This window comes from Arthrobacter sp. UM1 (assembly GCF_020483305.1).
Taxonomy (GTDB): Bacteria; Actinomycetota; Actinomycetes; order Actinomycetales; family Micrococcaceae; genus Falsarthrobacter.
Map to the genome: position 1 here is coordinate 92,898 of NZ_JACWAB010000001.1, position 23,187 is coordinate 116,084.

A 23,187-nucleotide genomic window follows, 5' to 3' on the forward strand; every position below is an offset into this window, starting at 1 on the left:
CGTGCAACCTTATCGTGTCCACCCCTCGTGAAATTCTTGGATCATGCGGATCTTGCACACGTCTGACTGGCACCTCGGGCGCCGTTTTCACGAGGTGGACCTCGAGGAGTCCTTCCGGGCCTGGGTGGACTGGGTGGTCGCCACGGTGGAGGAGGAGAGCGTGGACGTCCTCGTCATCGCGGGGGACGTCTATGACCGTGCGCTTCCGCCCGTCTGGGCGGTGGAGCTGTTCAGCGCAGCCTTGTCCCGCGTCCGGGCTCTTGGGGCCCAGGTGGTGCTCACGGCCGGAAACCATGACTCGGCCTCCCGGCTCGGCTTCGGCGCCGGGATCCTGGGGCGCGGAGGCGTGCACATCGGCGCGGACGTGGAGGCGCTGGACCGGCCGGTCACGCTGACGGGGGCGGACGGGGCCTCCGTGGACTTCTTCCTCATCCCGTACCTGGACACCATGGCCCTGAGGACGGCGCGGCCCTCGTGGCTGCCGGAATCGGAGGGACGCCCGGATGATGCGGACATCCACGCCGCGGCGCTGGAGCGGGTGCGGGCGGCGTTCAGCCCGGAGCGGCCCGCCGTCGTGCTGGCCCACGCGTTCGTCCGCGGCGGTGAGGCGAGTGAGAGCGAGCGGGAGATCCGCACGGCGGCTCTCGGGCTGCGGACCACGCCGCAGCCTGCGGAGCGGGCTGAGGAGACGCCCGGCGGTCAGGCCGAGGAGAGGCGGGCGGAGCGCCAGGGCGGTCTCGGCGAGATTCCGGGCGCGCTGTTCCAGGGCGCCGCGTACACCGCCCTCGGCCACCTGCACCGCCGCCAGACCCTGGGCGAGCGCCTGAGGTACTCGGGCTCACCGCTGCCGTTCTCGATGAGCGAGGAAGGCTATGCCAAGGGCGGGTGGATCGTCGACCTGTCCGCTGACGGGGCGGTGGACGTCCGGCCGGCGGACTTCAGCGGCTTCCGCCCCGTCAAGCGGATCACGGGAACGCTGGAGGAGCTCCTCGCGGATCCCGCGCTCTCGCAGTGGGAGGACGCGTTCGTTGCTGCGGTGCTGACAGACGCGGAGCGTCCGCGCGAGCCCATGCGGGCGCTGCAGACGCGCTTCCCGCACGCGGTGGAGCTCTCCTTCTCCTCGCTCACGCCCGTGGAGACGCGGGAGTACACGGAACGGGTCCGGACGGCGCGCTCACGGGGGGACGTGGTCTCGGCGTTCTACGAGTTCGTCCGCTCCCGCCCTCTCAACGAGTCCGAGTCGGAGGTTCTGGCCGAGGCTCTCCGCCACGCCGCAGCGAAGGAGGCGTCGGCATGAGGATCCACCGGCTGGCCATGACCGGCATCGGCCCTTTCGCGGGCCGCGAGGAGATCGAGTTCGAGCAGTTCGCGCAGGACGGGCTCTTCCTGCTGCGGGGAGAGACCGGCGCGGGCAAGTCCACGGTGCTCAACGCGCTGGTCTATGCGCTCTACGGTTCCACGGGGTCGGGCTCCGGCCGCCTCGTCTCGGACCACAAATCGGTGGAGACAGAGCCGTCGGTGGAGCTGGAGTTCTCCATCGGGGGTCACCGGTTCCTCATTGAGCGCACTCCGGAATGGTCCCGTCCCAGCAAGCGCGGCTCCGGGATGGTCCGCCAGCGCAGCAAGGGGGCCCTCTTCAGCTGGGAGAGCGGCCAGTGGGCCTCCACGAGCACGTCCCAGCAGGAGATCGGGGCCATCGTCCTGGAGACGGTGGGGCTCACGCGGGAGCAGTTCACGCAGGTCATGCTCCTGCAGCAGGGGCAGTTCCAGGCATTCCTCTTCGCCACGGCGGAGCAGAGGAAGACCGTCTTGGAGAAGATCTTCGGCGCCGAGCCGTACGCCTGGATCGCAGAGTGGCTCAAGGAGAAGGCGGCGTCAGCCCAGGCGGGTCTCCGCGAGGAGCGGGTCGCCCTGGAGAACAGGCTCGAGGCCCTCGAGGAGCTGGCCGAGCGGCTGGGCTGGGAGCAGCCCGTGGACACCGCCGAACACCGTCAGCGCCTCGTGGAGGAGGCGCGGCAGCGGCGGGAGGACGCCGCTCTGACGGCCTCCGGTCTGCGTGCCAAGGCAGAGGCCGCTGACGCAGAGGACCGCCGGCACCGGACGCGTCTCGAAGACGCGGCGCGCTGGGACGCGGCGCTGACGGCTGCGTCAGAGCTCATTCAGCAGGCTGAAGAGGCCGTTGACGCCGAGCACAGGCTCGCAGAGCACGCGCGGGCCCTGCGAGCCGTCGAGGCCGAACGAGCCGCATCTCGCGCTGCCGCGGCGTCTGAAAAGGCTGCCGCATCGGTGCGGGAGGCCCTGCAAGCTCGTGCTGAGGTCATCCGGGATGCCCCTGCCTGGGCCCAGGGGCGGGAATGGACGGACCCGGGCGTGCGGGACAAGTGGGCTGAGGCCGAGCGCGCTGCGCGGAGGGACGCCGAATCGCTTCCACCGCTCATGGCGGACGTGCGGGCTGCCGAGGAGCGCTGCCGGCTGAGCCGAACGGCCATGGAGGACGCCGAACGCGAGCGAGCCTCCGCCGCGGAGAGCGCGGAGCAGGCCCGGAAGAAGGCCGAGGAGCTCGGTACCGGCGCCGCAGAGCTCGAACCGGCTCAGAAGGCCGTGGAGCAGGCGAGGAAGACGCTGGACACCGTCCGGAGGCGGGAGCGGGCCCAGGAGGAGGCGGCTCAGGCCGAGACGGAGAAGACCGAGGCCTTGAACGCCTCCACGGCCGCGGCTCAGGCCGTTGCCGAAGGGCGTGCTGCCTACGCCCGGCACGCGGCGGGGAGACTCGCGGCCAAGCTGGAGGAGAACGCGCCGTGCCCCGTGTGCGGCTCGGCAGAGCACCCGGACCCCGCAACGGCTCCGAGCGGCGCTGGCGCTTTGACGGCAGAGGACCTGGACCGGCTCGAGGAGGAGAGCGCCTCTGCCCTGACCGCGGCACGGGAGGCGGAGACCGCAGCCGCGCTGGCCCGGCAGTCCTACGAGCATCTCCGCGAGTCGGCCGGGGAGCAGAGCGTGACGGAGGCCGAGGCAGAGGTGGACGCTGCCGTCGAAGCCGAGAAGAAGGCACGGTCGGACCTCGCTCGCGCCGCCGAAGGAGAGAACGCTGCGCGGAAGGCCGAGGAGACGCTCAAGAAGGCCGAAGTCCGAGTCCAGAAGGCCGCAGCCGAACTCGCGGCCGCCGAGGAGAACGCATCCCTGAGACACGCGTCCCTCGGAGAGGCCCGAGAGAAGGTCGACGGGCATGCCCGCGCCTTCGGGCGCGAAGACGGAGCTTCGGAGCAGCCCGAGCACCTGCTGCCCTTGCTAGACCGGGCTCGTGCGTTCTGCCGCTCCGTCGGGGACGCCGTGGCGGAGGGCGAGCGCGCCACGGCGCTCGCGGACGCCGCGGCGGAGAGAGCCGCGGAGGCGAGCGCCCATGCGGAGTCGCTGAGGGTCTCGGCCGGATTCCATGAAGAGGGACAAGCGGAGCAGGCTCTGCTGGAGGACTCGGCGTCAGAGGAGCTTCGCGCGGTCCTCCGCACTCGTGAGCGTCGGCTCGATCTCCTGAGCGGTGAGGCCGCCCGGCCGGCTGAGGCCGCGTGGGAGGGAAGCCAGACGCCGCACGACCTCCGACGCCTCCTCGACCAGATTCTGGCCCGCTGCGGCGGAACAGCCTCGAACGCGTCCCAGGAAGGAAGCGGCGCGGACGCGGGAAGCGCTCGAGAGGCGCTCCTCAGGCGTCTCCAGGAGTTCGTCATCCAGGTGTCGGCCGAGGCCGGCCGTTCCACGGCTCACCGGGTCGGCGCCGCCCATGCTCGGCTCGTTCTGCGGGGCCTCAGTGAAGAGGCCATCCGCCGCGAGGCCAGGGCCTCGGAGATCGCGGACCAGGCCTCCCGCGGCGCGGCCGCCGTCGCAGAGATCGAGGCTCGCCTCGGGGAGTCCCTGGCCGAGGCAGACCTGCTCCAAGGCCTCGCCGACACCGCCAACGGTCTCGGCCAGGACAACCCCCGCCGCATGAGCCTGCAGATGTTCGTGCTCGCGTCCCGTCTGGAGGAGATCGCGAACGCTGCGAGCCGCATCCTCCAGCCGATGACGAGCGGCCGCTATGTGGTCCGTCTCGACGACGACCGCGTGGGAAACCAGAAGTCCGGCCTGGGGCTCAAGATCCTGGACGACTGGACGGGACAGGAGCGCTCTCCGTCCAGCCTGTCCGGGGGAGAGGTGTTCATGACGTCCCTCGCGTTGGCGCTGGGACTGGCCGACGTCGTACAAAGGGAGTCCGGGGGAATCTCCCTGGAGACGCTCTTCATCGACGAGGGGTTCGGCTCCCTGGACGCGCGGACGCTGGACGTCGTCATGGAGCAGCTGGACGAGCTCAAGAAGAACGGCGGACGCCGGATCGGCGTCGTCTCCCACGTCGCGGACATGCACGAAAGGATCGGCAACCAGGTGGTCGTCACCAAGACCAAGACGGGCTCATCGCTCTCCACTCGCGTGGGAGGAGCGGAGTGACCGCATCCGCCGGCATCCGAGGGGTGCTGCGGGCCGCGGCCCCGGCATTCCTTCTGAGCGCATCGCTCGGGCGCGTTCCCCAGGCCATGATGGCCGTCTGCGTGCTCACCTTCCTTCCCTCCGTAGGGGCCGACTTCGCGCTTGCGGGCCTGGCGGCGGGCGCCGTGGGCATCGGCTCGGCCCTCGGGGCCCCGGTCTTCGGGATGCTCGTGGACAAGACGGGGCCCAAACGGGTCCTCGTCGCCTTCGCCGCCCTCCAGGCTGCGGCGTTCCTGGGATTCATCGCCTCGGCGCCGGCGCTCGCGGGTCAGGGCGGAGGCTGGGCCACCGCGCTGCTTCTGCTCCATGCAGGCCTCATCGGGGCGGCGTGTCCTCAGATCGGTGCCGTGGCCCGCGTCGTCTGGCGGCAGAAGTTCGGCACCGGCCCCCAGATGGGTGCGGCGATGTCCTACGAGAGCACCGTGGACGAGCTTTCGTTCGCACTGGGACCCGTCCTGGTGGGACTCTGCGCGAGCTTCGTCAGCCCGTTCGCGCCGCTCGTGCTCTCGGCAGTCCTCGTCATCTCCATGGTCCTCGTCCTCGTCGGACGGATCCCGGCAGTGCAGATGGACCACGGCAGCGCCGGACCGCGCAGGCTGACGGGCGCGCCCGCAGCAGTCGTGGCCCTCTGCGCCCTGGCCATGGTCTCGATGGGCACTGTCTTCGGCGGCACGCTCACCTCGCTCCTGCCGTTCGCCACGGCGCGGGGGATTCCCGACGCCACGGGTCTCCTGTACGGCGGCATGTCCCTGGCCTCCGCGATCTTCGCCCTCTCCATGCCGCTCTGGTCTCAGAAGGTCCCGCCGATACCCCGGTGGATCGGCCTCGGCGCTGCCCTCCTGGTCACCGCGTTCGCCGTGGGCCGCGTGGACGGAGTCGTGGCAATGGTGGTGGCGCTCTTCATCCTCGGCATTCCCGTTGGGCCCACCATGGTCACGGTTTTCGAGACAGCCGGGCTCGTGGCGCCCTCCGGCATACTCGCCACGGTCATGACGCTGCTCGGCAGCGGAATCGTCGTGGGAACCGCCCTGTCCTCGGCGGCAGCGGGTGCGCTGGCCTCAGCGGGAGGAAGCGCGGCCGCATTCATCGTGCCCTTGGTCGGTGCGGCGGGAATCCTCGTGACGGGGGTTCTTCTTGCGCTGTTCGGGAGGAGAGCTCTCACCGAGCAACGTTGACCCCGGGCAGGGCAACGCCCTGAGAACGGTGGGGTCAGCTGTGGTCAGCCGCAGCCACCCGCTCCAGTGCAGACGTGAGCCCGCGGCGGACCTCCCCGCTCGGCAGGAGGCTCACGTGATCGCGTCCCTCCACGGTGAGGGAGACGGGCGTCCAGGCGGGCGTCGGTGCCGCCGTGCCAGACACGGCAGCGGCATCCACGAGCACCTGCGGGTCGAGGGCCAAGGAATCGTCAGACCCGCGGGCGGCGAACACGAGGCCAGCGGGTGCGCCGTGCTTCTCGAGCACCTGGCGAACCTCGAACGGGGTCGCTCCTGCGGCGCGGATCAGCGGCGCGAGACGCTCGGCAGCGCCCTGGGCCTCGAGCAGCCCCTCGAGAAAGCGCGTCTCCGGAGTGTTCTCGCCGCGGGCGAGAGCAGCCAGGTGATCCTCCGCCGGGACTCCGGCAGCTGAGACAGACCTCACCAGGCTCGGCTCGGCGAGGGCCAGCGTCCACGCCACAGTGGAACCGAGCGAGTAGCCCACGAGGTCAACGGGCCCGCCGTGGTGCTCCGCCGTGCGTCGCAGCTGCTGCAGCGCCCACTCGTCCAACTCCGCACGGGACTCGGACGCGGGGAGAGCGCTCGAGCCGTGGCCGGGCAGATCCGGTGCTGTGGGCGTCCAGCCGGCGCGTTCAAGCGAGCGGATCCACCCGGGCCGGCCGAAGGTCTGCTCCGCGTCTGAGGCGAAGCCGTGGAAGAGGAGAGCACGGCCCCGAGTCTGGTCTGAGCCGCCCACGCCACGAGCTCCAGCTGAGCCGCCCATGCCACGCGCTCCAGCCGAGCCGCTCATGCCACGAGCTCCAGCCGCCCCGCTCATGCGTCGGCCTCCAGCCGACGGGCGACGTCCCGAGCGGCGTCCCGGACGGCCGACGCATGCTGTTCCGTGAGGTCCCGGGTGGACAGGTAGACGGTGGCGATCGCGGCCGGAAGCCCCTGGCCCAGCGGGATCGGCGCGGCACAGGAGCCGAGGCCGTCGATCACCTCGTCGTGGGAGACGGCGTAGCCGCGGCGGCGCGCCTCGTCCGCCTCGGGGCGGTAGGGCGTCTCCGGCCGGAACTCGGCCCATTCGGCGGGGGAGAGGCCGGACATGATCGCGAGACCGGGTGCGCCGTGGTCCAGTCCGTGGCGGGTGCCCGGGCGCTGGGCCAGTGCCGCTCCGGCGGCCACCGCCTCGACGGACTCCAGGGTGATGCACTCGGATCCTTCTGCGACCACGAGGAACGCCGTCGCCCCCGTCTCCGCGCTGAGGCGGTGCAGAGCCGGCACGGCGAAGCGCCGCAGCCCGGACTCCACGCCCTGCGCCAGTGCGGCCAGCCCGTGGTCGGCCCGATACCGGCCTTCCTCGTCGGCCCGGACCAGCCCGTGGGCCTCCAGGGTCTTGACCATGCGGTAGACCACCGAGCGGTGGACGCCGAGGCGCGAGACCACCTCGTTGACGGTGGCGCCGCGCGGGGAAAGCGCGATGACCTCGAGGACGCGCAGGCCGCGGCTCAGGGTCTGCGAGGGCACAGAGGGGGTCTCGTCGGCTGGGGTGTGCACGCTCCGATCCTCTCAGACACCTGCCCGTTCCGCCCGCGTTGCGCCCCCGCCCCGTCCCTGCCCAGCCCGCGTCCCGCTCCTCGGACACGGAGGAGTCGCACTCTGTGCGGAGTCTCACACTTCGTATACGATGTGGGGAACCTCACTTCCGATTTCAGAAAATATCCGTCATCACCGCCGGCCGGCGAGTGGGACAGTCCCTTCTGAAGCCGGACCGGCCCGCAGACCCCATGGGCCGTGACCCCACAACCCCGGGAAGGCCGTCATGACCTCCACCACCGCACCCGTCTCCCGCGAAGAGCGCAAGGTCCTCGCGGGAACGCTCGTCGGCACCACGATCGAGTGGTACGACTTCTTCATCTTCGCTCAGCTCTCCGCAACACTCCTCGCGGCGCTCTTCCTCAAGCCGCTCGAGGCGAGCAACCCGGCCCTCGCGGGCATCCTGGCGTTCGCACTGGTGGGCATCAGCTTCCTGTTCCGCCCGCTCGGCGCCATCATCGCCGGCCGTGTCGGCGACCGGATCGGCCGCAAGCCCACGCTCGTCGCCACCCTCATCCTCATGGGCGTGGCGACGGCGGGCATCGGCTTCCTGCCCACCTACGCCCAGGCCGGGGTGATCGCTCCCGTGCTGCTCATCCTCCTGCGGATCGTCCAGGGCTTCTCCGCCGGCGGCGAGTGGGGTGGCGCGGCGCTCATGGCCGTGGAGCACGCCCCCACGGGCAAGCGCGGCCTGTTCGGCGCCTACCCGCAGATCGGCGTCCCGCTCGGCATGATCCTCGCCACGGGCCTTCTCTTCGGCCTGCGCACCTCGATCTCCCCGGCGGACTTCGCGAGCTGGGGCTGGAGGATCCCGTTCGTTCTCTCGATCCTGCTCATCCTCGTGGGATACCTCATCCGCCGCCGTGTGGAGGATTCCCCGGTCTTCAAGGAGCTCTCCGAGCGCCGGGCCGAGTCCAGCGCCCCGCTCACCGAGCTGCTCAAGCACCACTTCAAGCCGGTGGCGCAGTCCGCTCTCATCTTCATCGCCAACAACGCCGCCGGGTACCTCGTCATCGCGTACTTCATCAGCTACGCCACCAAGGTCCTCAAGATGGAGCCCTCGCCCGTCATCGGGATGACGGCGCTCGCCTCGTTCTCCTGGCTCGTCTTCACGCTCGTGGGCGGCAGCCTCTCGGACCGCCTGGGCCGTGTGAGGACGTTCCTCCTCGGCTACGCCATCGTGGCGGTCTGGATCATCCCGTGCTTCCTCCTCGTGGAGACGAAGAGCCTAGGGCTCTACCTCCTGGCCCTCGTGGTGCTCTCCGCGGGACTCGGCCTCTCCTACGGCCCGCAGTCGGCGATGTACGCGGAGATGTTCCCCGCGCGCATCCGCTACTCGGGCATCTCGATCGGCTACGCCATCGGCGCGATCTTCGGCGGCGCTTTCGCCCCGATGATCTCCGAGGCGCTGTTCGTCGGCACGCACTCGTCCGTGTCCATCGGCGTCTACATCATCGTCCTCTGCGTCATCTCCGTGCTCGGCCTCCTCTGGGCCGGCGAGACGAAGGGGCGGGATCTCTCGATCGACGCCGCCGATCACCACTACGTCAAGGGAGCCTCGGGGGAGCAGGTCCGCTGAGCGGCACCTCGCACCCTGAGCGCGTGAGCGTCCCGCCGCGCTGAGCGCGGGCCGCGGGCAAGCGGGAAGGGCCCCGCCGGATCGGTTCCGGCGGGGCCCTTTCGCGTGCTCGGGGGACTCAGCTCTCCAGCAGTGCGAGCGCCGCGTCCTTGAACTTCCGCGAGGACACGGCGTTCATGTGGTTCCGCCCCGGGATGACGAGCTCCTCGGCGCCCGGCACGAGCTCGACGAGCGCGTGGGCGTCCTGCGCGATCTCGTCCTTCTCGCCGTACGCGATGAGCGTCGGCATCCTGGGCGGGTTGGCCCCGGCGAAAGGGCGGGCCGTGATCGCGTCGAGCAGCGCGGCGAGGCGCGGGTTCTCGGCGGGGTTGAGGCCCGCGGCCGCGAGGACCTGGTGCCGCTCGTCGTGCGCAGGGTCGGTGCGCGGCAGGCCGCCGATGACCACGCGGTCGACGACGTCGGCCGCCTCCCACGCCAGCCGTCCGCCGAAGGAGTAGCCGATGACGGCGCGCCGCCAGGGCTCGTCCGCCGAGGCGGCGCGGGGCGCGGAGTGCTCTTCGATGAGCTCGCGCAGCGCGTCCCCGATCCAGGGCGCCGTGGCCGTGACGGCGTCGGGATCGGCGGCGGCCTCCTCGGCGTCGGGATGCCCCGGGAGCTCGACGAGCCACACGCGTGCCGGCGCGTCGCCGCTGTTGACGAAGGGCTCGAGGGCGCGGAGCCAGCCGCTGCCGTCGAAGGTCCCCCGCCCGGTGGACCCGAGGCCGTGGACGAGCCAGACGTCCCGCCCGGGGTCGCCCTCCGGCGAGGGGCGCCGGCCGGCGACGAGGCGGGCTGCTGCGGTGAGCGCCATCGTCAGTCCTCGTCCAGGTTCGCGTTGAGGCGCACGCGGCGCTTCTTCTTCTTCTTCTCCTCAGGGACGACGCCGATGATCCCGGCCTGCTCGTCCGCGACGGTGAAGGCGATGAGCTCCTCGCCGACCTTGATGACGTCCCCGTCCTCGCCGCCGAGGCGCGCGACGACGCCGGCCTGCGGGGAGGGCAGCTCAAGGGCGGACTTCGTCGTCTCGACCTCGACGATCGGCTGGTTGCGCTCGACCTGGTCGCCCACGGAGACGAGCCATTCGAGGATCGTCGCCTCGATGAGGCCTTCGCCCAGGTCGGGGAGGGGGAAAGAGAGTTCAGCCACGGCGGTACTCCAATGTTCGCTGGATTCCAAAGAGGATGCGGTCGATGTTGGGCAGGTACTCCTCCTCGAGGTCGCCTGCCGGGTAGGGGACGTCGAACCCTGTGACGCGCTCGACGGGCGCCTTGAGGGTGTCGAAGCAGGACTGCGAGGCGAGCGCCGCGATCTCCGCGCCGAGGCCCGCGGTCTGCGGGGCCTCGTGCACGACGACGGCGCGCCGCGTCTTGCCGACCGAGCGGGCGATCGCGTCCGCGTCGATGGGCTTGAGCCACCGGAGGTCGAGCACCTCGGCCTCGATCCCGTCCTCGGCGGCGAGCTCCGCCACCTCGAGGCAGGTGGAGACCTGCGCGCCCCAGGAGATGAGCGTGACGTGCCGTCCCTCGCGGGCCACGCGGGCGCCGGTCAGGTCGCCGGGGTTCTCGAGGTCCACCTCGCCCTTGTTCCAGTAGCGGGACTTGGGCTCCATGAAGACCACGGGGTCCTTGGCGTTCGCGCCGGTCACGGCCTTGAGAAGGTGGTAGGCCTCGTGGGGCGTCGAGGGGGAGACCACCTTGAGGCCCGGCGTGTGCGCGAAGAGCGCCTCGAGGGACTCGGAGTGCATCTCCGGCGCGTTGATCCCGCCGAAGCTCGGGATGCGGAGCGTTACCGGCATGGGGAACGCTCCGCGGGAGCGGTAGTTCATGCGGGCGAGCTGAGTGACGATCTGGTTGACGGCGGGGTAGCTGAAGCCGTCGAACTGGATCTCGGGAATGGGGTGCCAGCCGGCCATCGCGAGGCCCACGGAGAGTCCCACGATCCCGGACTCGGCGAGCGGGGTGTCCCGCACTCGCTCCTCGCCGAACTCGGCTGCGAGCCCGTCGGTCACGCGGAAGACGCCGCCGAGCACGCCGACGTCCTCGCCGAGGACGATCGACCTCGGGTCCTCCGCCATCGTCTCGTGGAGCGCGCGGTTGACGGCCTTCTGGAGGGAGAGGGTCTCAGTCACGGTCGGTCTCCTCCTGCCATGCGGCCTTCTGGGCCGTGAGGGTCTCGGTGGGCTCCTGGAAGACGAAGTCGAAGATCTCGTCCCCGGGGCGGTGGGGCGCGTTGACGGTCTTCTCCCGCAGGTCCTCGACCCACGCGCGGGCCTCCTCGGCGAGCCGGTCCGCCTCGGCCTGCTCCACGCCGGCGGCGAGCGCCTGCTGCGTCGCGACGTCCACGGGGTCCACCGCGCCCTGCTCGTACTCCTGCTGGAGCGAGCGGTACCGTCCGGGATCGTCCGAGGTCGAGTGCGGTCCGCGCCGGTAGGTCATGACCTCGACGACGACGGGCCGCTGCGACTCACGCGCCTCGTCGAGCGCCGCCCGGGAGGCGGTGATGACGGCCTCGACGTCGTTCCCGTCCGCCCGGTATGCGCTCATCCCGTAGCCGGCCGCGCGCTCGCTCACGAACCCGCCGGCCACCTGCTTCGCCGTCGGCGTCGAGATGGCCCAGCCGTTGTTCTGGACGTAGAAGACCACGGGCGCGCCCATCGTGGCCGCGAAGTTCATGGCCTCGTGGACGTCGCCCTGGGAGGACGCGCCGTCCCCGAGGAAGGCGACGGCCACGGAGTCCTCGCCGTTCATCCGCTGGCCGAGCGCCCAGCCGACGGCGTGGAGGCAGGAGCCGGCGACGACGGCCTGGAAGGGGGCCAGCCGAGTCCTCCCGGAGTCGTAGAGGCCGCCGTGCCAGAGCCCCTGGTGGGTGGCCATGTAGGCGGGCATGTCGACGCCGAGGGCGAGCGCCACCCCAGCCTCGCGGTAGGTGGGGAACGCCCGGTCCTGCGGGCCCATGGACCAGCCGATGCCGATCTGGGCGGCCTCCTGGCCGAGACACGGGGCGTAGCCGGGGATGAGCCCCTGCCGCTGCCACCGGATGGCGCCCTCCTCGAGGGCCCGGGACTTCAGGATGAGGCCCAGCACCTCGAGCGCGCTCTCGCGGTCGAGGTGCTGTGTGCTCGGAGTCACAACTGTCATGGAGGTCACCGTAGTGATCCTCCGAGCGCGTATGCAAAGTGGTGAGTCAATCCCGGTCAGATTGTCATGAATGCCCTGTTTTATCCTGAAAAGAGTGTGCAGAATGCTCACTTTTTCAGCTCTCAGGGGCTAGACTTGCCGCATGGCACGCACTGTGGACCACCTCGACGACCGTCTCATCCGCCTCTTCACCGAGAACCCCCGCCAGAGCGTCCTCGAGGCCTCCCGGCTCCTCAAGGTCGCCCGGGGAACGGTCCAGGCACGCCTGGACCGGCTCTCCCGCAACGGCGTCATCGCCGGCTGGGGGCCGCGCATCGACCCTGCGGCGCTCGGCTACGGGGTCAAGGCCTTCGTCTCCCTCACCATCAACCAGAAGCGGGGGCACAGCGCCGTGGCCCGCGAGCTCCACGCCGTCCCCGAGATCCTCGAGCTGCACACGGTGACGGGGGACGCGGACCTGCTCGCCGTCGTCGTCGCCCGGAGCAACCCGGACCTCCAGCGCGTCCTGGACCGGCTGGCGGAGTCGGGGGACGTGCAGCGCGCCTCGAGCGTCATCGTGCTCGAGTCGCTCTTCGAGCAGCGGGCCGAGGGGCTCATCGGGACGGGCGGCGCCGAGGCCGCCGAATCGTGAGACCGTATGTAGGTGACTGAATCACCGAAGGACACGACAGCAGCTCAGGACGCCCCCGCGCCCGCCGTCGCCTCCGTCTCAGCGCGGATGGAGTGCGAGCTGGCCCCCGGCACGGTCACCGTGGCCTCCGTCGCCTTGGCGCGCGGGCACGCCCGGATCCTCGAGGAGAGCCTCGCCGTCACCCTCGACGGCGAGCCGCTCGAGCCCCTCGAGGTCCGCGCCGAGAACGGCGGCCTCCTCCACCGCATCGAGACCGAGCAGGGCGGAACGCTCAGCCTCACGTACTCGGCCCGCGCCGAGCACGGCTTCCTCTTCCGCGACGGCGACCCGCGCGTGGACCCCGAGGAGGAGATCCGCGCCGTGCGCCCCAGCCGGTACGCCCCCTCGGACGTCCTCCTGCCCTCGAGCTTCGCGGAGCTCCCGGCCTCCGACTACCCGGCCGACGACCCGCAGAAGCTCGTCGACGCCGTCGGCGAGTGGGTCAACCGACAGATCGCCTACGTCTCCGGCAGCTCGCGCTTCACCGACGACGCCCGCGACACCTACCTCGCCCGCCGGGGCGTCTGCCGGGACTTCGCCCACCTCGTCGTCTCGTTCCTGCGCTCGCGGAACATCCCGGCCCGCGTGGCGAGCGTGTACGCGCCGGGCCTGCGCCCCATGGACTTCCACCTCGTCGCCGAGGCGCTCGTGGACGGCCGCTGGCGCGTGGTGGACGCCACGCGCCTCGCGGACTCCGACACCCTCCTGCGCATCGCCACCGGCCGGGACGCCGCGGACACCGCGTTCCTCTCCACGATCGGCGGCTCCCTCACCCTGAAGTCCCTCACCGTGAGCGCGGAGCTCGAGGGGGAGGGCGACGGCGACGGCGCGGCGGCCGACGCCGGAGAGTCCGGGGCGGACGCCTAGGAGGCGAGGGCCCGCGCAGCACGCGAGAAGGCCCCGCCCGCGTTCCGTGGAGGACGCGGGCGGGGCCTTCGCTGTGCGGGGAGGCTGAGTCAGCCCAGGTTGAGGGCCTTCGAGGTCTGCTCCTCGACCTCCGCGAGCAGGCGCGGATCGCTGTTGAGGTCCCGGCCGAGGCTCGGGATCATCTCGCGGAGCTTCGGCTCGTAGTCCTCGTACTTGGCGGCGAACGCCCGCTTGAGGAGCTCCACCATGATGGGAGCCGCAGTGGACGCGCCCGGCGAGGCGCCGAGCAGGGCGCCGAGCGAGCCGTCCGCGGACGTGATGAGCTCGGTGCCGAACTGCAGGATGCCGCGCTTCTTCGGGTCCTTCTTGATGACCTGGACGCGCTGGCCGGCGGTGATGAGCTCCCACTGGTCGCCGCGCGCACTCGGCGCGAAGTCCCGGAGGGAGGCGTTCTTGGACTCGCGGGACTTGGCCAGCTCCGTCACGAGGTACTTGGTCAGGTCCATGTTGTCCTTGGCCACGGCGAGCATCGGGACGATGTTGTTCGGGCGCAGCGAGAGGGGCAGGTCGAAGTACGTGCCCTTCTTGAGGAACTTCGTGGAGAAGCCGGCGTACGGCCCGAACATGAGGGCGCGCTTGCCGTTGACGAAGCGCGTGTCGAGGTGCGGGACGGACATGGGCGGGGCGCCCACCTGGGCCTGGCCGTAGACCTTGGCGCGGTGCTGGCTGATGACGGACTCGTCCGTGCAGCGGAGGAACTTGCCGGAGATCGGGAAGCCGGCGAAGCCCTTGCCCTCCGGGATGCCGGACTTCTGCAGCAGGTGCAGGGCGCCGCCGCCGGCGCCGACGAACACGAACCGCGTGCGCACCCGGGACTTCTCCCCGGAGGAGCGGTCCTTGAGATCCGCGGTCCAGGTGCCGTCCGAGTTCTTCGTGAGGTCGGTGACCTCCGTGCCGTAAGCGATGTCCGCTCCGGCGCGGTCCAGGGTGGCGACGAGCTTGCGGGTCAGCGAGCCGAAGTCCACGTCCGTGCCGTGGGGGAAGCGGGAGGCGGCGAGGCGCTGCCCCGGTTCGCGTCCCTCGATGAGCAGCGGGGCCCACTCGCGGATGACCTCCGGGTCCTCCGTGTGCTCCATCTCGTGGAAGAGCGGCTGCGTCCGGAACGCCTCGTAGCGGGCGCGCAGGTAGTCCGCGTGGGCGTCTCCCCAGACGAAGCTCATGTGGGGGAGCGCGTTGATGAAGGAGTTCGGATCCGTGAGCCGGCCCGAGTTGACGAGGTACGTCCAGAACTGACGCGAGACGTGGAACTGCTCGTTGATCTTGATCGCCTTGGAGGGGTCCACCGTGCCGTCCGCGTTCTGCGGGGCGTAGTTCAGCTCGCAGAGGGCGGCGTGGCCGGTGCCGGCGTTGTTCCAGGGATCGGAGGACTCCGTGCCTGCGGAGGACTCGCGCTCCACGAGGGCGATCGAGAGCGAGGGGTCCACCTCCTGGAGCATCGTGCCGAGCGTGGCGCTCATGATGCCGGCCCCGATCAGGAGGACGTCTACGTTCTTTTCCGTGGAGTGGTCAGCGCTCAACTCAAATCCTTACCAGGGGGTGATTCGTCTTCGATTCACGCCTCAGCCTACTCGCGAGGCGGCGGGCAGGTGAAACGCCGCGAGGCGCTCGGAGCGGGCGAGGCGCAGGCGCCCGCGGGTCAGGAGAACCGGACGCCGCTGAAGACCTCGTCCAGCACCGGAGAGGCGGGCAGCCCGTTGACGTCCGGCGCCGAGGCCAGCGCGGAGACGGGGACGACGAGCGGCACAGCGGGGACCGCGTGCGCGATGAGGTTCCCGATCTTCTCGTAGGCCGCCAGGCGGTCGTCAGGGTCCGCGATGGCCAGTGCGGCGGAGAGCCTCGAGGTGAGCTCGGGGCTGTCGAGGCCGAACTCCTCCCGGGCGTTCATGAAGAGCGCGTTGACGAAGTACCCGGGGTCGAGGAACCCGCCGTTCAGCCCCATGAGATGGAATCCGCGCGAGCGCCGGCGGAGCATCTGCGTCGTGAAGCCCTCGGACCAGGGGATGGGCACCGGCTTGATGTTGATGCCGGCGGCCTGCAGCTGCCGGGCCACGATGGCGTAGGCCTTCTCCGGGTAGGGAAGGTAGATGCGGGGCGAGCCCGTCGGGTAGACGAACTCCACCTCCTCGCCCCGGTAGCCCGCCTTGTGCAGGGCGTCCTGGGCGTCGGACTGCGTGAGAGGGACTTCGGGATCGGTGAAGAGCTTGTTGTTCACCCCGAGGCGGGGAGGGAAGAAGCTCTCCGCGATCTTGGTGCCGCTGAGGAACTGAGAGGAGACGAGCTGCTGCTTGGTGACGATCTGCGCCACGAGCTGCCGCACCTGCCTGCTCTTGAGGGCCGGGTGCGCGGCGTTCATGCCGAGGTAGAGGAGCGAGTAGGGGTCCCGGGTCTGCAGGTGCTGGGCGTTGCGGGCGAGCGTCGCGGCCATCCGCGGGGTGACGAGGTCGAACGCGTCGATCTTTCCCGACATGAGGGCCGAGAGCCGCTCCCACTCGTCCGGGTGCACCGAGAAGTCGATCCCGGTGGCGGCGATCGGCGTGCTCTGGTTCTTCTGGAAACGGGTCAGCGAGACGCCCTTCTCCGAGACACGGGACACGGCGAACGGTCCGGTGCCGGAGGGGGTGAAGTCCTGCGGCGCGGTCTTGAGTCCGGCGCCCTCCGCGCGCCTCGCCTTGGTCTGGGCGGGGGAGAGGATCCCGAACCCGATCTGCGAGAGCGCGGGGACCAGTCCCGCGATTCGCTCCGTCGTCTTGAGGACGACGACGTCCTCCGCGAGGATGTCGCATCCCACATACAGGGAGCTGCGCGCCTCGCCGGCGTGGGCCCGGAAGAGGGAGCGGAAGTCGTTGGACGGGTGCGCCGTGTAGACCTCCCGCGGCAGGTGGTACAGGCGCTCGAAGGTGTCCCGGACGGCGGCGGCCGTGAGCCTGCTGCCGTCGTGGAACTCGACGCCGGAGCGCAGCCGGAGCTCCACGGACGTGCCGCCGTCGAGCAGGCGGTAGGAGGTGGCGAGCCGGGGCGCCGAGGCGCCCGTGGCCGGGTCCGTCCCGATGAGCGTCTGCACGCACTGGCGGATGACGCGCTGCGACTCGATGTCGTCCGCCACCGCCGGGTCCAGCGTGAAGACGGGGGCGGGAAGGCCGAAGCGGAGGCGCCGCTCCACGAGGCGCGCGCCGCTCGAGGGCGGCTCCACCTTGGGTGCGCATCCCGCGAGGGCGGGGGCCGAGGCGGCCAGCGCGGCGAGACCGAGGGCCCTTCGGCGGGAGACGGGGCTCCCGGCGCGCTCCGTCGAACGGCGCGGCGCGGGGGTCTCGGTCACAGTGTCTCCTCGTTCCGACGACGACGGCAGCGCGGGCCGCCCGTCAGGCGCCGGGGCGGCGGCGCAGGGTGCGCGAGGGGGGACTTGAACCCCCACGCCCGAAGGCACTGGAACCTAAATCCAGCGCGTCTGCCTGTTCCGCCACTCGCGCGCGAGCAATCAGAATACATGACAGCCCGCGGCACTCCGCGGGCTGTAGAGAGGGATTACGAGTCGATCCCGAGCTCTCGGCGCAGCCGGGCGACGTGTCCCGTGGCCTTGACGTTGTAGAGCGCCTTCTCGATGCGGCCCTCGGCGTCGATGACGAACGTGGAGCGGATGAGCCCCTCGTAGGTCTTCCCGTAGTTCTTCTTCTCGCCCCACGCGCCGTAGGACTCGGCGACGCTGTGGTCCTCGTCGGAGAGGAGCGGGAACGTGAGCCCCTCCTTCTCCGCGAAGGCCTTGTTCTTGGCGGGCGCGTCCGGAGACATGCCGAGGACCGTGATCCCTGCGGAGGCGAAGGAGCGGAGGTCGTCCCGGAAGTCGCACGCCTGCGTGGTGCACCCGGGGGTGGCCGCCTGCGGGTAGAAGTAGAGGAGGACCCGCTGGCCCCGGAGGCCGGAGAGGGAGACGGACGAGCCGTCCTGGTCCGTGGCCGTGAAGTCGGGGGCGGTCTGTCCGGGCTCGAGTCGTGCTGCAGTGCTCATGGTGCCACTGTACTGGCGCAGGGCGGCGCGAGGCACGGGATCCGTGCCGAGGAGAAGGGCATGAGAAAAGGGCCCCGCCTTCTCGCGGAGCCCTTGTTCTGCTGGCCGTGCGCCCCCCGGGACTCGAACCCGGAACCCATTGATTAAGAGTCAATTGCTCTGCCAGTTGAGCTAGAGGCGCATTCGCTGTGAGGCTCGAACCCTTCGGTCCATTGCCCTCGCAACGAAGAACTACTCTACGCGAGTTCAGCGGCAACGCCAAATCGGGAGGCTGAGCGCCGTGTCCTCGCAGGGCGGGATGGCGTCAGAGCGCGGGGTCCAGCTGGGCCTGGCGCACGTCTGCCTCGAAGATCCGCATGAAATCAAGGAAGTCGGCCACGTCGTCGGACTGCTGGAGGGCGAGCTCGGGGCCGTCGTCGTGCACCGGGACCACGTCGTCGACCCGGAACTCCACCGTCTCGCCCCGTGTTGTGATGATCCCCACAGAGGCTCCGGCGACATCCGCGACGACATGGGTCACGTCCGTCTCGGCGATCTGAAGGATCGCCGGCTGCTCCTCGTCCTCGGAGAGGCCGGGGACGTACGGGCAGACGAGGATCTCGCGGGGGACGGGGCGGTAGCCGATGAGGTAGTCGCGCCCGTCGCACGCGCCGAGGCCTCGGCCGACCAGGATGTTGTAGTCGCCGAAGTTGAAGACGCGGGCGTCGAAGTTGCTCCGGAGCAGGGCCTTGGCGCGCGCGTCCGGGGAGACTGACAGTTCTGGAGACATGGGACTCTCGGTGTGGGAATGAGACTCCGCTCACACTACGGGGGCAACCTGGGGGTTGGCCCGAACCGAGGTGACAATCCGGTCACGAATGAGACGGGTGCAACCGGCGCGGAACTGGACAGCCTACGCGACGGAGCCTGTCCTGGCCAGGGGTGCTCCCAGGGCGCATCCGGAGGCCGCGTCCCCTCGCTCCCTTCTCACGCCCGGCTCGCGCCAGGTTGGCGAGCGGTCTCGCCATGTGGTCCCGCGGTCCGGGTCGCGGCGCGCCCCGGCGGGCGCCGGTTCTAGACTGGCCGCATGAGTGCACCGAACCCGAGCCAGAACAGCTCCGGGGCCGCGGCCCCGGAGGAGTCAGACATCAAGCCCCGCTCCCGCGCGGTGACCGACGGCGTCGACTCGGCGCCCTCGCGCGGCATGCTCCGCGCCGTCGGCATGGGGGACGACGACTGGGTGAAGCCCCAGATCGGCATCGCGAGCTCGTGGAACGAGATCACTCCGTGCAACCTCTCGCTCAACCGGCTGGCCCAGGGCGCCAAGGAGGGCGTCCATGCGAGCGGCGGATACCCGTTGCAGTTCGGGACCATCTCCGTCTCGGACGGCATCTCCATGGGCCACGAGGGCATGCACTTCTCCCTCGTCTCCCGCGAGGTCATCGCGGACTCGGTGGAGACGGTCATGGAGGCCGAGCGCCTCGACGGCTCGGTGCTCCTCGCGGGCTGCGACAAGTCCCTCCCCGGCATGCTCATGGCCGCGGCGCGCCTCAACCTCGCCTCGGTCTTCCTCTACGCCGGCTCGATCATGCCCGGCTGGGTCAAGCTCGAGGACGGCAGCGAGAAGCAGGTGACGCTCATCGACGCCTTCGAGGCCGTGGGCGCCTGCAAGACGGGGCGCATGAGCGAGGGGGACCTCGGCCGCATCGAGCGCGCCATCTGCCCGGGCGAGGGCGCCTGCGGCGGCATGTACACCGCGAACACCATGGCGGCCATCGGCGAGGCCCTCGGCATGTCCCTGCCGGGCTCCGCCGCGCCCCCCTCGGCGGACCGCCGCCGCGACGTCTTCGCCCACAAGTCGGGCGAGGCCGTGGTCAACCTCCTGCGCAAGGGCATCCGCGCCCGGGACATCCTGACCAAGAAGGCCTTCGAGAACGCGATCGCCGTGACCATGGCGTTCGGCGGCTCGACGAACGCCGTGCTCCACCTCCTCGCGATCGCCCGCGAGGCCGGGGTGGACCTCCAGCTGGAGGACTTCAACCGGATCGGGGACAAGGTCCCGCACCTCGGCGACCTCAAGCCGTTCGGCCAGTACGTCATGACGGACGTGGACCAGGTGGGCGGCGTCCCGGTGGTCATGCGCGCCCTCCTCGACGCGGGCCTCGTCCACGGGGACGCGCTCACCGTGACGGGCAAGACGGTGGCCGAGAACCTCGAGGCCATCAACCCGCCGGACGTGGACGGCAAGATCCTCCGGGCCATGGACAACCCGATCCACGCCACGGGCGGCATCACCGTCCTCACGGGGTCCCTCGCGCCCGAGGGCGCCGTGGTGAAGTCGGCGGGCTTCGACGCGGAGTCCTTCGAGGGCCGCGCCCGCGTCTTCGAGCGCGAGCAGGGGGCGCTCGACGCCCTCGGCAGCGGCGGCATCGAGCCGGGGGACGTCGTCGTCATCCGCTACGAGGGCCCCAAGGGCGGGCCGGGCATGCGCGAGATGCTCGCGATCACCGGCGCCATCAAGGGCGCCGGGCTCGGCAAGGACGTCCTGCTCCTCACGGACGGCCGCTTCTCCGGCGGCACCACGGGCCTCTGCATCGGGCACATCGCGCCGGAGGCGTCCGACGGCGGCCCCATCGGCCTCGTCGAGGACGGGGACCGGATCCGCGTGGACATCGCCGCGCGCACGCTGGACCTCCTCGTGGACGAGGACGAGCTCCAGCGCCGCCGCGAGCGCTTCGAGCCGCTCCCCGCCCGGTACACCTCGGGCGTGCTGGCCAAGTACGCCAAGCTGGTCCACTCCGCGAGCGACGGCGCGTACTGCGGCTGACCTTCCAGAGGGCCCGTCTCGCCAGGCGGTCCCGCGGGGCCCCCATGTGCTCACCATGTGAGACGTGGGGGCCCCGTTTTGGTGATTCACCTCGCATCGAGCACTATTGAAGCCATGAGACCGAACAGCATTCTCGTCTCCGTCATTTAGACGGTCGCGCACGAGCCCGGGAGAACAGGATCCGCCCAGAGCGGTCCTCCGGACACGTGGAGCGACCGTCAAAGCCCGCTACGCCGCAATGAGGTGTGAGGGCTTTTTTTGTTAGGCCGGCGTCTCGCTTCATGCGGGGCCGGCGGAGCAGCCGACACAGACACGTCGAACCGAGGAAAGCGACAGCACATGAGTGAGCACCAGGCCGCCCCGGCCGCACGCTCCGGCCAGGGCGCCGCGCAGCAGCCCCAGCCGAAGCCCGAGCGCATGACGGGATCCGAAGCGATCATCCGGTCCCTCGAGCTCCTCGGCGTCACGGACATCTTCGGCCTCCCCGGGGGAGCGATTCTCCCCACCTACGACCCGCTCATGGACTCCGAGCGGCTCAACCACGTCCTCGTCCGCCACGAGCAGGGCGCGGGCCACGCGGCCCAGGGCTACGCCATGGTCACCGGCAAGGTGGGCGTCTGTCTCGCCACCTCCGGCCCGGGCGCCACGAACCTCGTCACGGCCATCGCGGACGCCCACATGGACTCGGTTCCGCTCCTCGCCATCACGGGCCAGGTGTTCTCCAGCTTCATCGGCAGCGACGCCTTCCAGGAGGCGGACATCGTGGGCATCACGATGCCCGTGACCAAGCACTCCTACATCGTGAGCCGCGCGGAGGACATCCCGCGCGTCATCGCGGAGGCGTACCACATCGCCGCGACGGGCCGGCCGGGCCCGGTCCTCGTGGACATCACCAAGGACGCGCAGCAGTCCCTCATGGACTTCACCTGGCCGCCGGAGGTGGACGTCCCCGGCTACAAGCCCGTGGTCCACGCGAACCACAAGCAGGTCAAGGAGGCCATGGCCCTCCTCGCCGCCTCGAGCAAGCCCGTGGCCTACGTGGGCGGGGGCGTCATCAAGTCCCACGCCTCGCAGGAGCTGGCGGAGCTCGTCCGCTCGCTCAGCATCCCGGTGGTCACCACCCTGACGGCGCGCGGCTCGTTCCCCGACTCGGACCCTCTGCACCTCGGCATGCCGGGCATGCACGGCAGCGTCTCCGCGGTGCTCGCCCTCCAGGAGGCGGACGTGCTCCTCGCCGTCGGCGCCCGGTTCGACGACCGCGTGACGGGCGTCCTCTCCACGTTCGCGCCCAAGGCGAAGGTCATCCACATCGACGTCGACCCGGCGGAGATCTCCAAGAACCGCCACGCGGACGTGCCGATCGTGGCCGATGCGAAGTCGGCCCTCGCGGGACTCTCCAAGGAGGCGGCCAAGCTCAAGGAGAAGCCCAACTACGGGCCGTGGCTCGCCGCGGTGCAGGGCCTCAAGGCCCAGTTCCCGCTCGGCTACACGGAGTCCACGGACGGGCTGACCGAGGCCCAGCGCGTCATCGAGCGCATCGGCGCGCTGTCCGGCCCCGAGGCGGTCTACGTGGCGGGCGTGGGGCAGCACCAGATGTGGGCGGCCCAGTTCATCGAGTACGAGCGCCCGCACCAGTGGCTCAACTCCGCGGGCCTCGGCACCATGGGCTACGCCGTCCCGGCCGCCATGGGCGCCAAGGTGGGCAGCCCGGACCGCGTGGTCTGGGCGATCGACGGCGACGGCTGCTTCCAGATGACCAACCAGGAGCTCGCCACCTGCGTCATCAACCAGATCCCCATCAAGGTGGCCATCGTCAACAACTCGTCGCTCGGCATGGTGCGGCAGTGGCAGAAGCTCTTCTACAACGAGCGCTACTCGCACACGCACCTCAACACCGGCCACGGGACCCAGCGCGTCCCGGATTTCGTCAAGCTCGCCGAGGCCTACGGCTGCGTCGGCCTGCGGTGCGAGAAGGCCGAGGACATCGACGAGACGATCAAGAAGGCCCTCGAGATCAACGACCGCCCCGTCGTCGTCGACTTCGTCGTCAGCCCGGACTCCATGGTGTGGCCCATGGTCCCGGCGGGCGTCTCCAACGACCAGATCCAGATCGCCCGTGACCACACGCCGGTGTGGGAGCAAGAGGAGGACGTCTAAATGGCCAAGCACACGCTGTCTGTGGCGGTCGAGGACGTCCCGGGCGTCCTGACTCGGGTGTCGTCGCTCTTCGCGCGGCGCGCCTTCAACATCCACTCGCTCGCCGTGGGCCCCACCCAGGTGCCCGGCCAGTCCCGCATCACCGTGGTCGTCGATGCGGACGACAAGGCGCTCGAGCAGGTCACGAAGCAGCTCAACAAGCTCGTCAACGTGATCAAGATCGTGGAGCTGCAGCCGGAGAACTCGGTGCAGCGCGATCACATGATGATCAAGGTCAAGGCCGACGCCGTCAACCGCATCCAGGTGACGCAGGCCGCCGAGCTCTTCCGCGGGCACATCGTGGACGTGGCTCCGGACTCGTTGACCATCGAGGCCACCGGCACCCCCGAGAAGCTCAACGCGCTCCTCGGGATCCTCGAGCCCTTCGGGGTGCGCGAGTACGTCCAGTCGGGCATGCTCGCCATCTCCCGCGGGCCCAAGGCGATGGCAGACAAGACCAAGTCCGAGAAGCGCTGAGGCCCCGCCTCGGCCGCCGGACCAGAACCCACGAACCCAACCCCGAC

General features: G+C 70.6%; 19 protein-coding genes and 2 tRNA genes. 9 read left to right on the plus strand and 12 right to left on the minus strand.

The annotated features are described in order from the left end of the window. Positions 1-43: 43 nt before the first annotated feature. From H9I38_RS00460 to H9I38_RS00470, 3 genes are read left to right on the plus strand one after another with little or no spacing between them, the layout of a single operon-like run. On the plus strand, positions 44-1,297 hold the full coding sequence (locus H9I38_RS00460; protein WP_226336673.1) for an exonuclease SbcCD subunit D: 1,254 nt from the start codon (positions 44-46) through the stop codon (positions 1,295-1,297). Then, positions 1,294-4,476, plus strand: a complete 3,183-nt coding sequence (locus H9I38_RS00465; protein WP_226336674.1) for an AAA family ATPase — start codon at positions 1,294-1,296, stop codon at positions 4,474-4,476. The genes H9I38_RS00460 and H9I38_RS00465 overlap by 4 nt, the downstream gene beginning before the upstream one ends. Then, positions 4,473-5,690, plus strand: coding sequence for an MFS transporter (locus H9I38_RS00470; RefSeq protein WP_226336675.1), 1,218 nt, complete (start codon positions 4,473-4,475; stop codon positions 5,688-5,690). The genes H9I38_RS00465 and H9I38_RS00470 overlap by 4 nt, the downstream gene beginning before the upstream one ends. A 34-nt stretch (positions 5,691-5,724) precedes the next feature. Here the strand turns inward: H9I38_RS00470 and H9I38_RS00475 are convergent, their stop codons facing one another. Together H9I38_RS00475 and H9I38_RS00480 are read right to left on the minus strand one after the other, a co-directional pair. After that, complete coding sequence (locus H9I38_RS00475; RefSeq protein ID WP_226336676.1) at positions 5,725-6,465, minus strand: alpha/beta fold hydrolase; 741 nt, start codon at positions 6,463-6,465, stop codon at positions 5,725-5,727. Positions 6,466-6,542: 77 nt separating this feature from the next. Continuing rightward, positions 6,543-7,268 (minus strand): IclR family transcriptional regulator, encoded by a 726-nt coding sequence (locus H9I38_RS00480; protein WP_226336677.1) that lies wholly within the window; start codon positions 7,266-7,268, stop codon positions 6,543-6,545. 265 nt (positions 7,269-7,533) lie between these two features. On the opposite strand from H9I38_RS00480, the gene H9I38_RS00485 reads away from it, so the two are divergent. Beyond that, positions 7,534-8,886: an MFS transporter gene (locus tag H9I38_RS00485; RefSeq protein WP_226336678.1), complete on the plus strand. Its 1,353-nt coding sequence runs from the start codon at positions 7,534-7,536 to the stop codon at positions 8,884-8,886. Between the two features lie 118 nt (positions 8,887-9,004). Here the strand turns inward: H9I38_RS00485 and H9I38_RS00490 are convergent, their stop codons facing one another. The 4 genes from H9I38_RS00490 to H9I38_RS00505 are packed head-to-tail and all read right to left on the minus strand — an operon-like array spanning position 9,005 to position 12,062. Then, positions 9,005-9,736 carry an alpha/beta fold hydrolase gene (locus tag H9I38_RS00490; RefSeq protein WP_226336679.1) on the minus strand — a complete coding sequence of 244 codons (732 nt, stop codon included), beginning with the start codon at positions 9,734-9,736 and terminating at the stop codon, positions 9,005-9,007. Between the two features lie 2 nt (positions 9,737-9,738). Continuing rightward, the gene (locus H9I38_RS00495; protein WP_226336680.1) at positions 9,739-10,071 is read right to left on the minus strand and encodes a biotin/lipoyl-containing protein; all 333 of its coding nucleotides are present in this window, start codon (positions 10,069-10,071) and stop codon (positions 9,739-9,741) included. Further along, the gene (locus H9I38_RS00500; protein WP_226336681.1) at positions 10,064-11,053 is read right to left on the minus strand and encodes an alpha-ketoacid dehydrogenase subunit beta; all 990 of its coding nucleotides are present in this window, start codon (positions 11,051-11,053) and stop codon (positions 10,064-10,066) included. The genes H9I38_RS00495 and H9I38_RS00500 overlap by 8 nt, the downstream gene beginning before the upstream one ends. Then, a complete protein-coding gene (locus tag H9I38_RS00505) occupies positions 11,046-12,062 on the minus strand; it encodes a thiamine pyrophosphate-dependent dehydrogenase E1 component subunit alpha (protein ID WP_226336682.1) in 1,017 nt (338 codons plus the stop codon). The genes H9I38_RS00500 and H9I38_RS00505 overlap by 8 nt, the downstream gene beginning before the upstream one ends. 142 nt (positions 12,063-12,204) lie before the next feature. Here H9I38_RS00505 and H9I38_RS00510 point away from each other — a divergent pair, with 142 nt between their 5' ends. Together H9I38_RS00510 and H9I38_RS00515 are read left to right on the plus strand one after the other, a co-directional pair. Continuing rightward, positions 12,205-12,693: an Lrp/AsnC family transcriptional regulator gene (locus H9I38_RS00510; protein ID WP_226336683.1), complete on the plus strand. Its 489-nt coding sequence runs from the start codon at positions 12,205-12,207 to the stop codon at positions 12,691-12,693. Between the two features lie 12 nt (positions 12,694-12,705). Next, positions 12,706-13,599: a transglutaminase-like domain-containing protein gene (locus H9I38_RS00515; protein WP_226336684.1), complete on the plus strand. Its 894-nt coding sequence runs from the start codon at positions 12,706-12,708 to the stop codon at positions 13,597-13,599. A gap of 89 nt (positions 13,600-13,688) precedes the next feature. Here the strand turns inward: H9I38_RS00515 and H9I38_RS00520 are convergent, their stop codons facing one another. The 6 genes from H9I38_RS00520 to H9I38_RS00545 all read right to left on the minus strand — a co-directional run bounded on the left by H9I38_RS00520 (position 13,689) and on the right by H9I38_RS00545 (position 18,430). Continuing rightward, entirely contained in the window at positions 13,689-15,176 is a 1,488-nt protein-coding gene (locus tag H9I38_RS00520) for a malate:quinone oxidoreductase (RefSeq protein WP_226336685.1), read from the minus strand. A gap of 119 nt (positions 15,177-15,295) precedes the next feature. Further along, positions 15,296-16,975 carry an ABC transporter substrate-binding protein gene (locus H9I38_RS00525; RefSeq protein WP_226336686.1) on the minus strand — a complete coding sequence of 560 codons (1,680 nt, stop codon included), beginning with the start codon at positions 16,973-16,975 and terminating at the stop codon, positions 15,296-15,298. A 69-nt stretch (positions 16,976-17,044) separates the two neighbouring features. Further along, a tRNA-Leu gene (locus H9I38_RS00530) sits at positions 17,045-17,126 on the minus strand. A 55-nt stretch (positions 17,127-17,181) separates the two neighbouring features. After that, entirely contained in the window at positions 17,182-17,661 is a 480-nt protein-coding gene (gene bcp, locus H9I38_RS00535) for a thioredoxin-dependent thiol peroxidase (protein ID WP_226336687.1), read from the minus strand. 108 nt (positions 17,662-17,769) lie between these two features. After that, positions 17,770-17,842: transfer RNA gene (locus H9I38_RS00540), tRNA-Lys, on the minus strand. A gap of 123 nt (positions 17,843-17,965) precedes the next feature. Beyond that, positions 17,966-18,430, minus strand: a complete 465-nt coding sequence (locus H9I38_RS00545) for a hypothetical protein (RefSeq protein WP_226336688.1) — start codon at positions 18,428-18,430, stop codon at positions 17,966-17,968. A 297-nt stretch (positions 18,431-18,727) separates the two neighbouring features. On the opposite strand from H9I38_RS00545, the gene ilvD reads away from it, so the two are divergent. The 3 genes from ilvD (at position 18,728) to ilvN (ending at position 23,140) form a co-directional block, all read left to right on the plus strand. Continuing rightward, positions 18,728-20,467 (plus strand): dihydroxy-acid dehydratase, encoded by a 1,740-nt coding sequence (gene ilvD, locus H9I38_RS00550; RefSeq protein WP_226336689.1) that lies wholly within the window; start codon positions 18,728-18,730, stop codon positions 20,465-20,467. A 339-nt stretch (positions 20,468-20,806) separates the two neighbouring features. Beyond that, entirely contained in the window at positions 20,807-22,624 is a 1,818-nt protein-coding gene (locus H9I38_RS00555) for an acetolactate synthase large subunit (RefSeq protein ID WP_226336690.1), read from the plus strand. Beyond that, positions 22,625-23,140 carry an acetolactate synthase small subunit gene (gene ilvN / locus H9I38_RS00560; RefSeq protein WP_226336691.1) on the plus strand — a complete coding sequence of 172 codons (516 nt, stop codon included), beginning with the start codon at positions 22,625-22,627 and terminating at the stop codon, positions 23,138-23,140. Positions 23,141-23,187: the final 47 nt, after the last annotated feature.

Bases quoted from the DNA above. Each gene is read 5' to 3' on its own strand.
- H9I38_RS00460 (WP_226336673.1), top strand. From the start codon at position 44: ATGCGGATCTTGCACACGTCTGACTGGCACCTCGGGCGCCGTTTTCAC.
- H9I38_RS00465 (WP_226336674.1), top strand. From the start codon at position 1,294: ATGAGGATCCACCGGCTGGCCATGACCGGCATCGGCCCTTTCGCGGGC.
- H9I38_RS00485 (WP_226336678.1), top strand. From the start codon at position 7,534: ATGACCTCCACCACCGCACCCGTCTCCCGCGAAGAGCGCAAGGTCCTC.
- H9I38_RS00490 (WP_226336679.1), bottom strand. From the start codon at position 9,736: ATGGCGCTCACCGCAGCAGCCCGCCTCGTCGCCGGCCGGCGCCCCTCG.
- H9I38_RS00505 (WP_226336682.1), bottom strand. From the start codon at position 12,062: ATGACAGTTGTGACTCCGAGCACACAGCACCTCGACCGCGAGAGCGCG.
- H9I38_RS00510 (WP_226336683.1), top strand. From the start codon at position 12,205: ATGGCACGCACTGTGGACCACCTCGACGACCGTCTCATCCGCCTCTTC.
- bcp (WP_226336687.1), bottom strand. From the start codon at position 17,661: ATGAGCACTGCAGCACGACTCGAGCCCGGACAGACCGCCCCCGACTTC.
- H9I38_RS00545 (WP_226336688.1), bottom strand. From the start codon at position 18,430: ATGTCTCCAGAACTGTCAGTCTCCCCGGACGCGCGCGCCAAGGCCCTG.
- ilvD (WP_226336689.1), top strand. From the start codon at position 18,728: ATGAGTGCACCGAACCCGAGCCAGAACAGCTCCGGGGCCGCGGCCCCG.
- H9I38_RS00555 (WP_226336690.1), top strand. From the start codon at position 20,807: ATGAGTGAGCACCAGGCCGCCCCGGCCGCACGCTCCGGCCAGGGCGCC.
- ilvN (WP_226336691.1), top strand. From the start codon at position 22,625: ATGGCCAAGCACACGCTGTCTGTGGCGGTCGAGGACGTCCCGGGCGTC.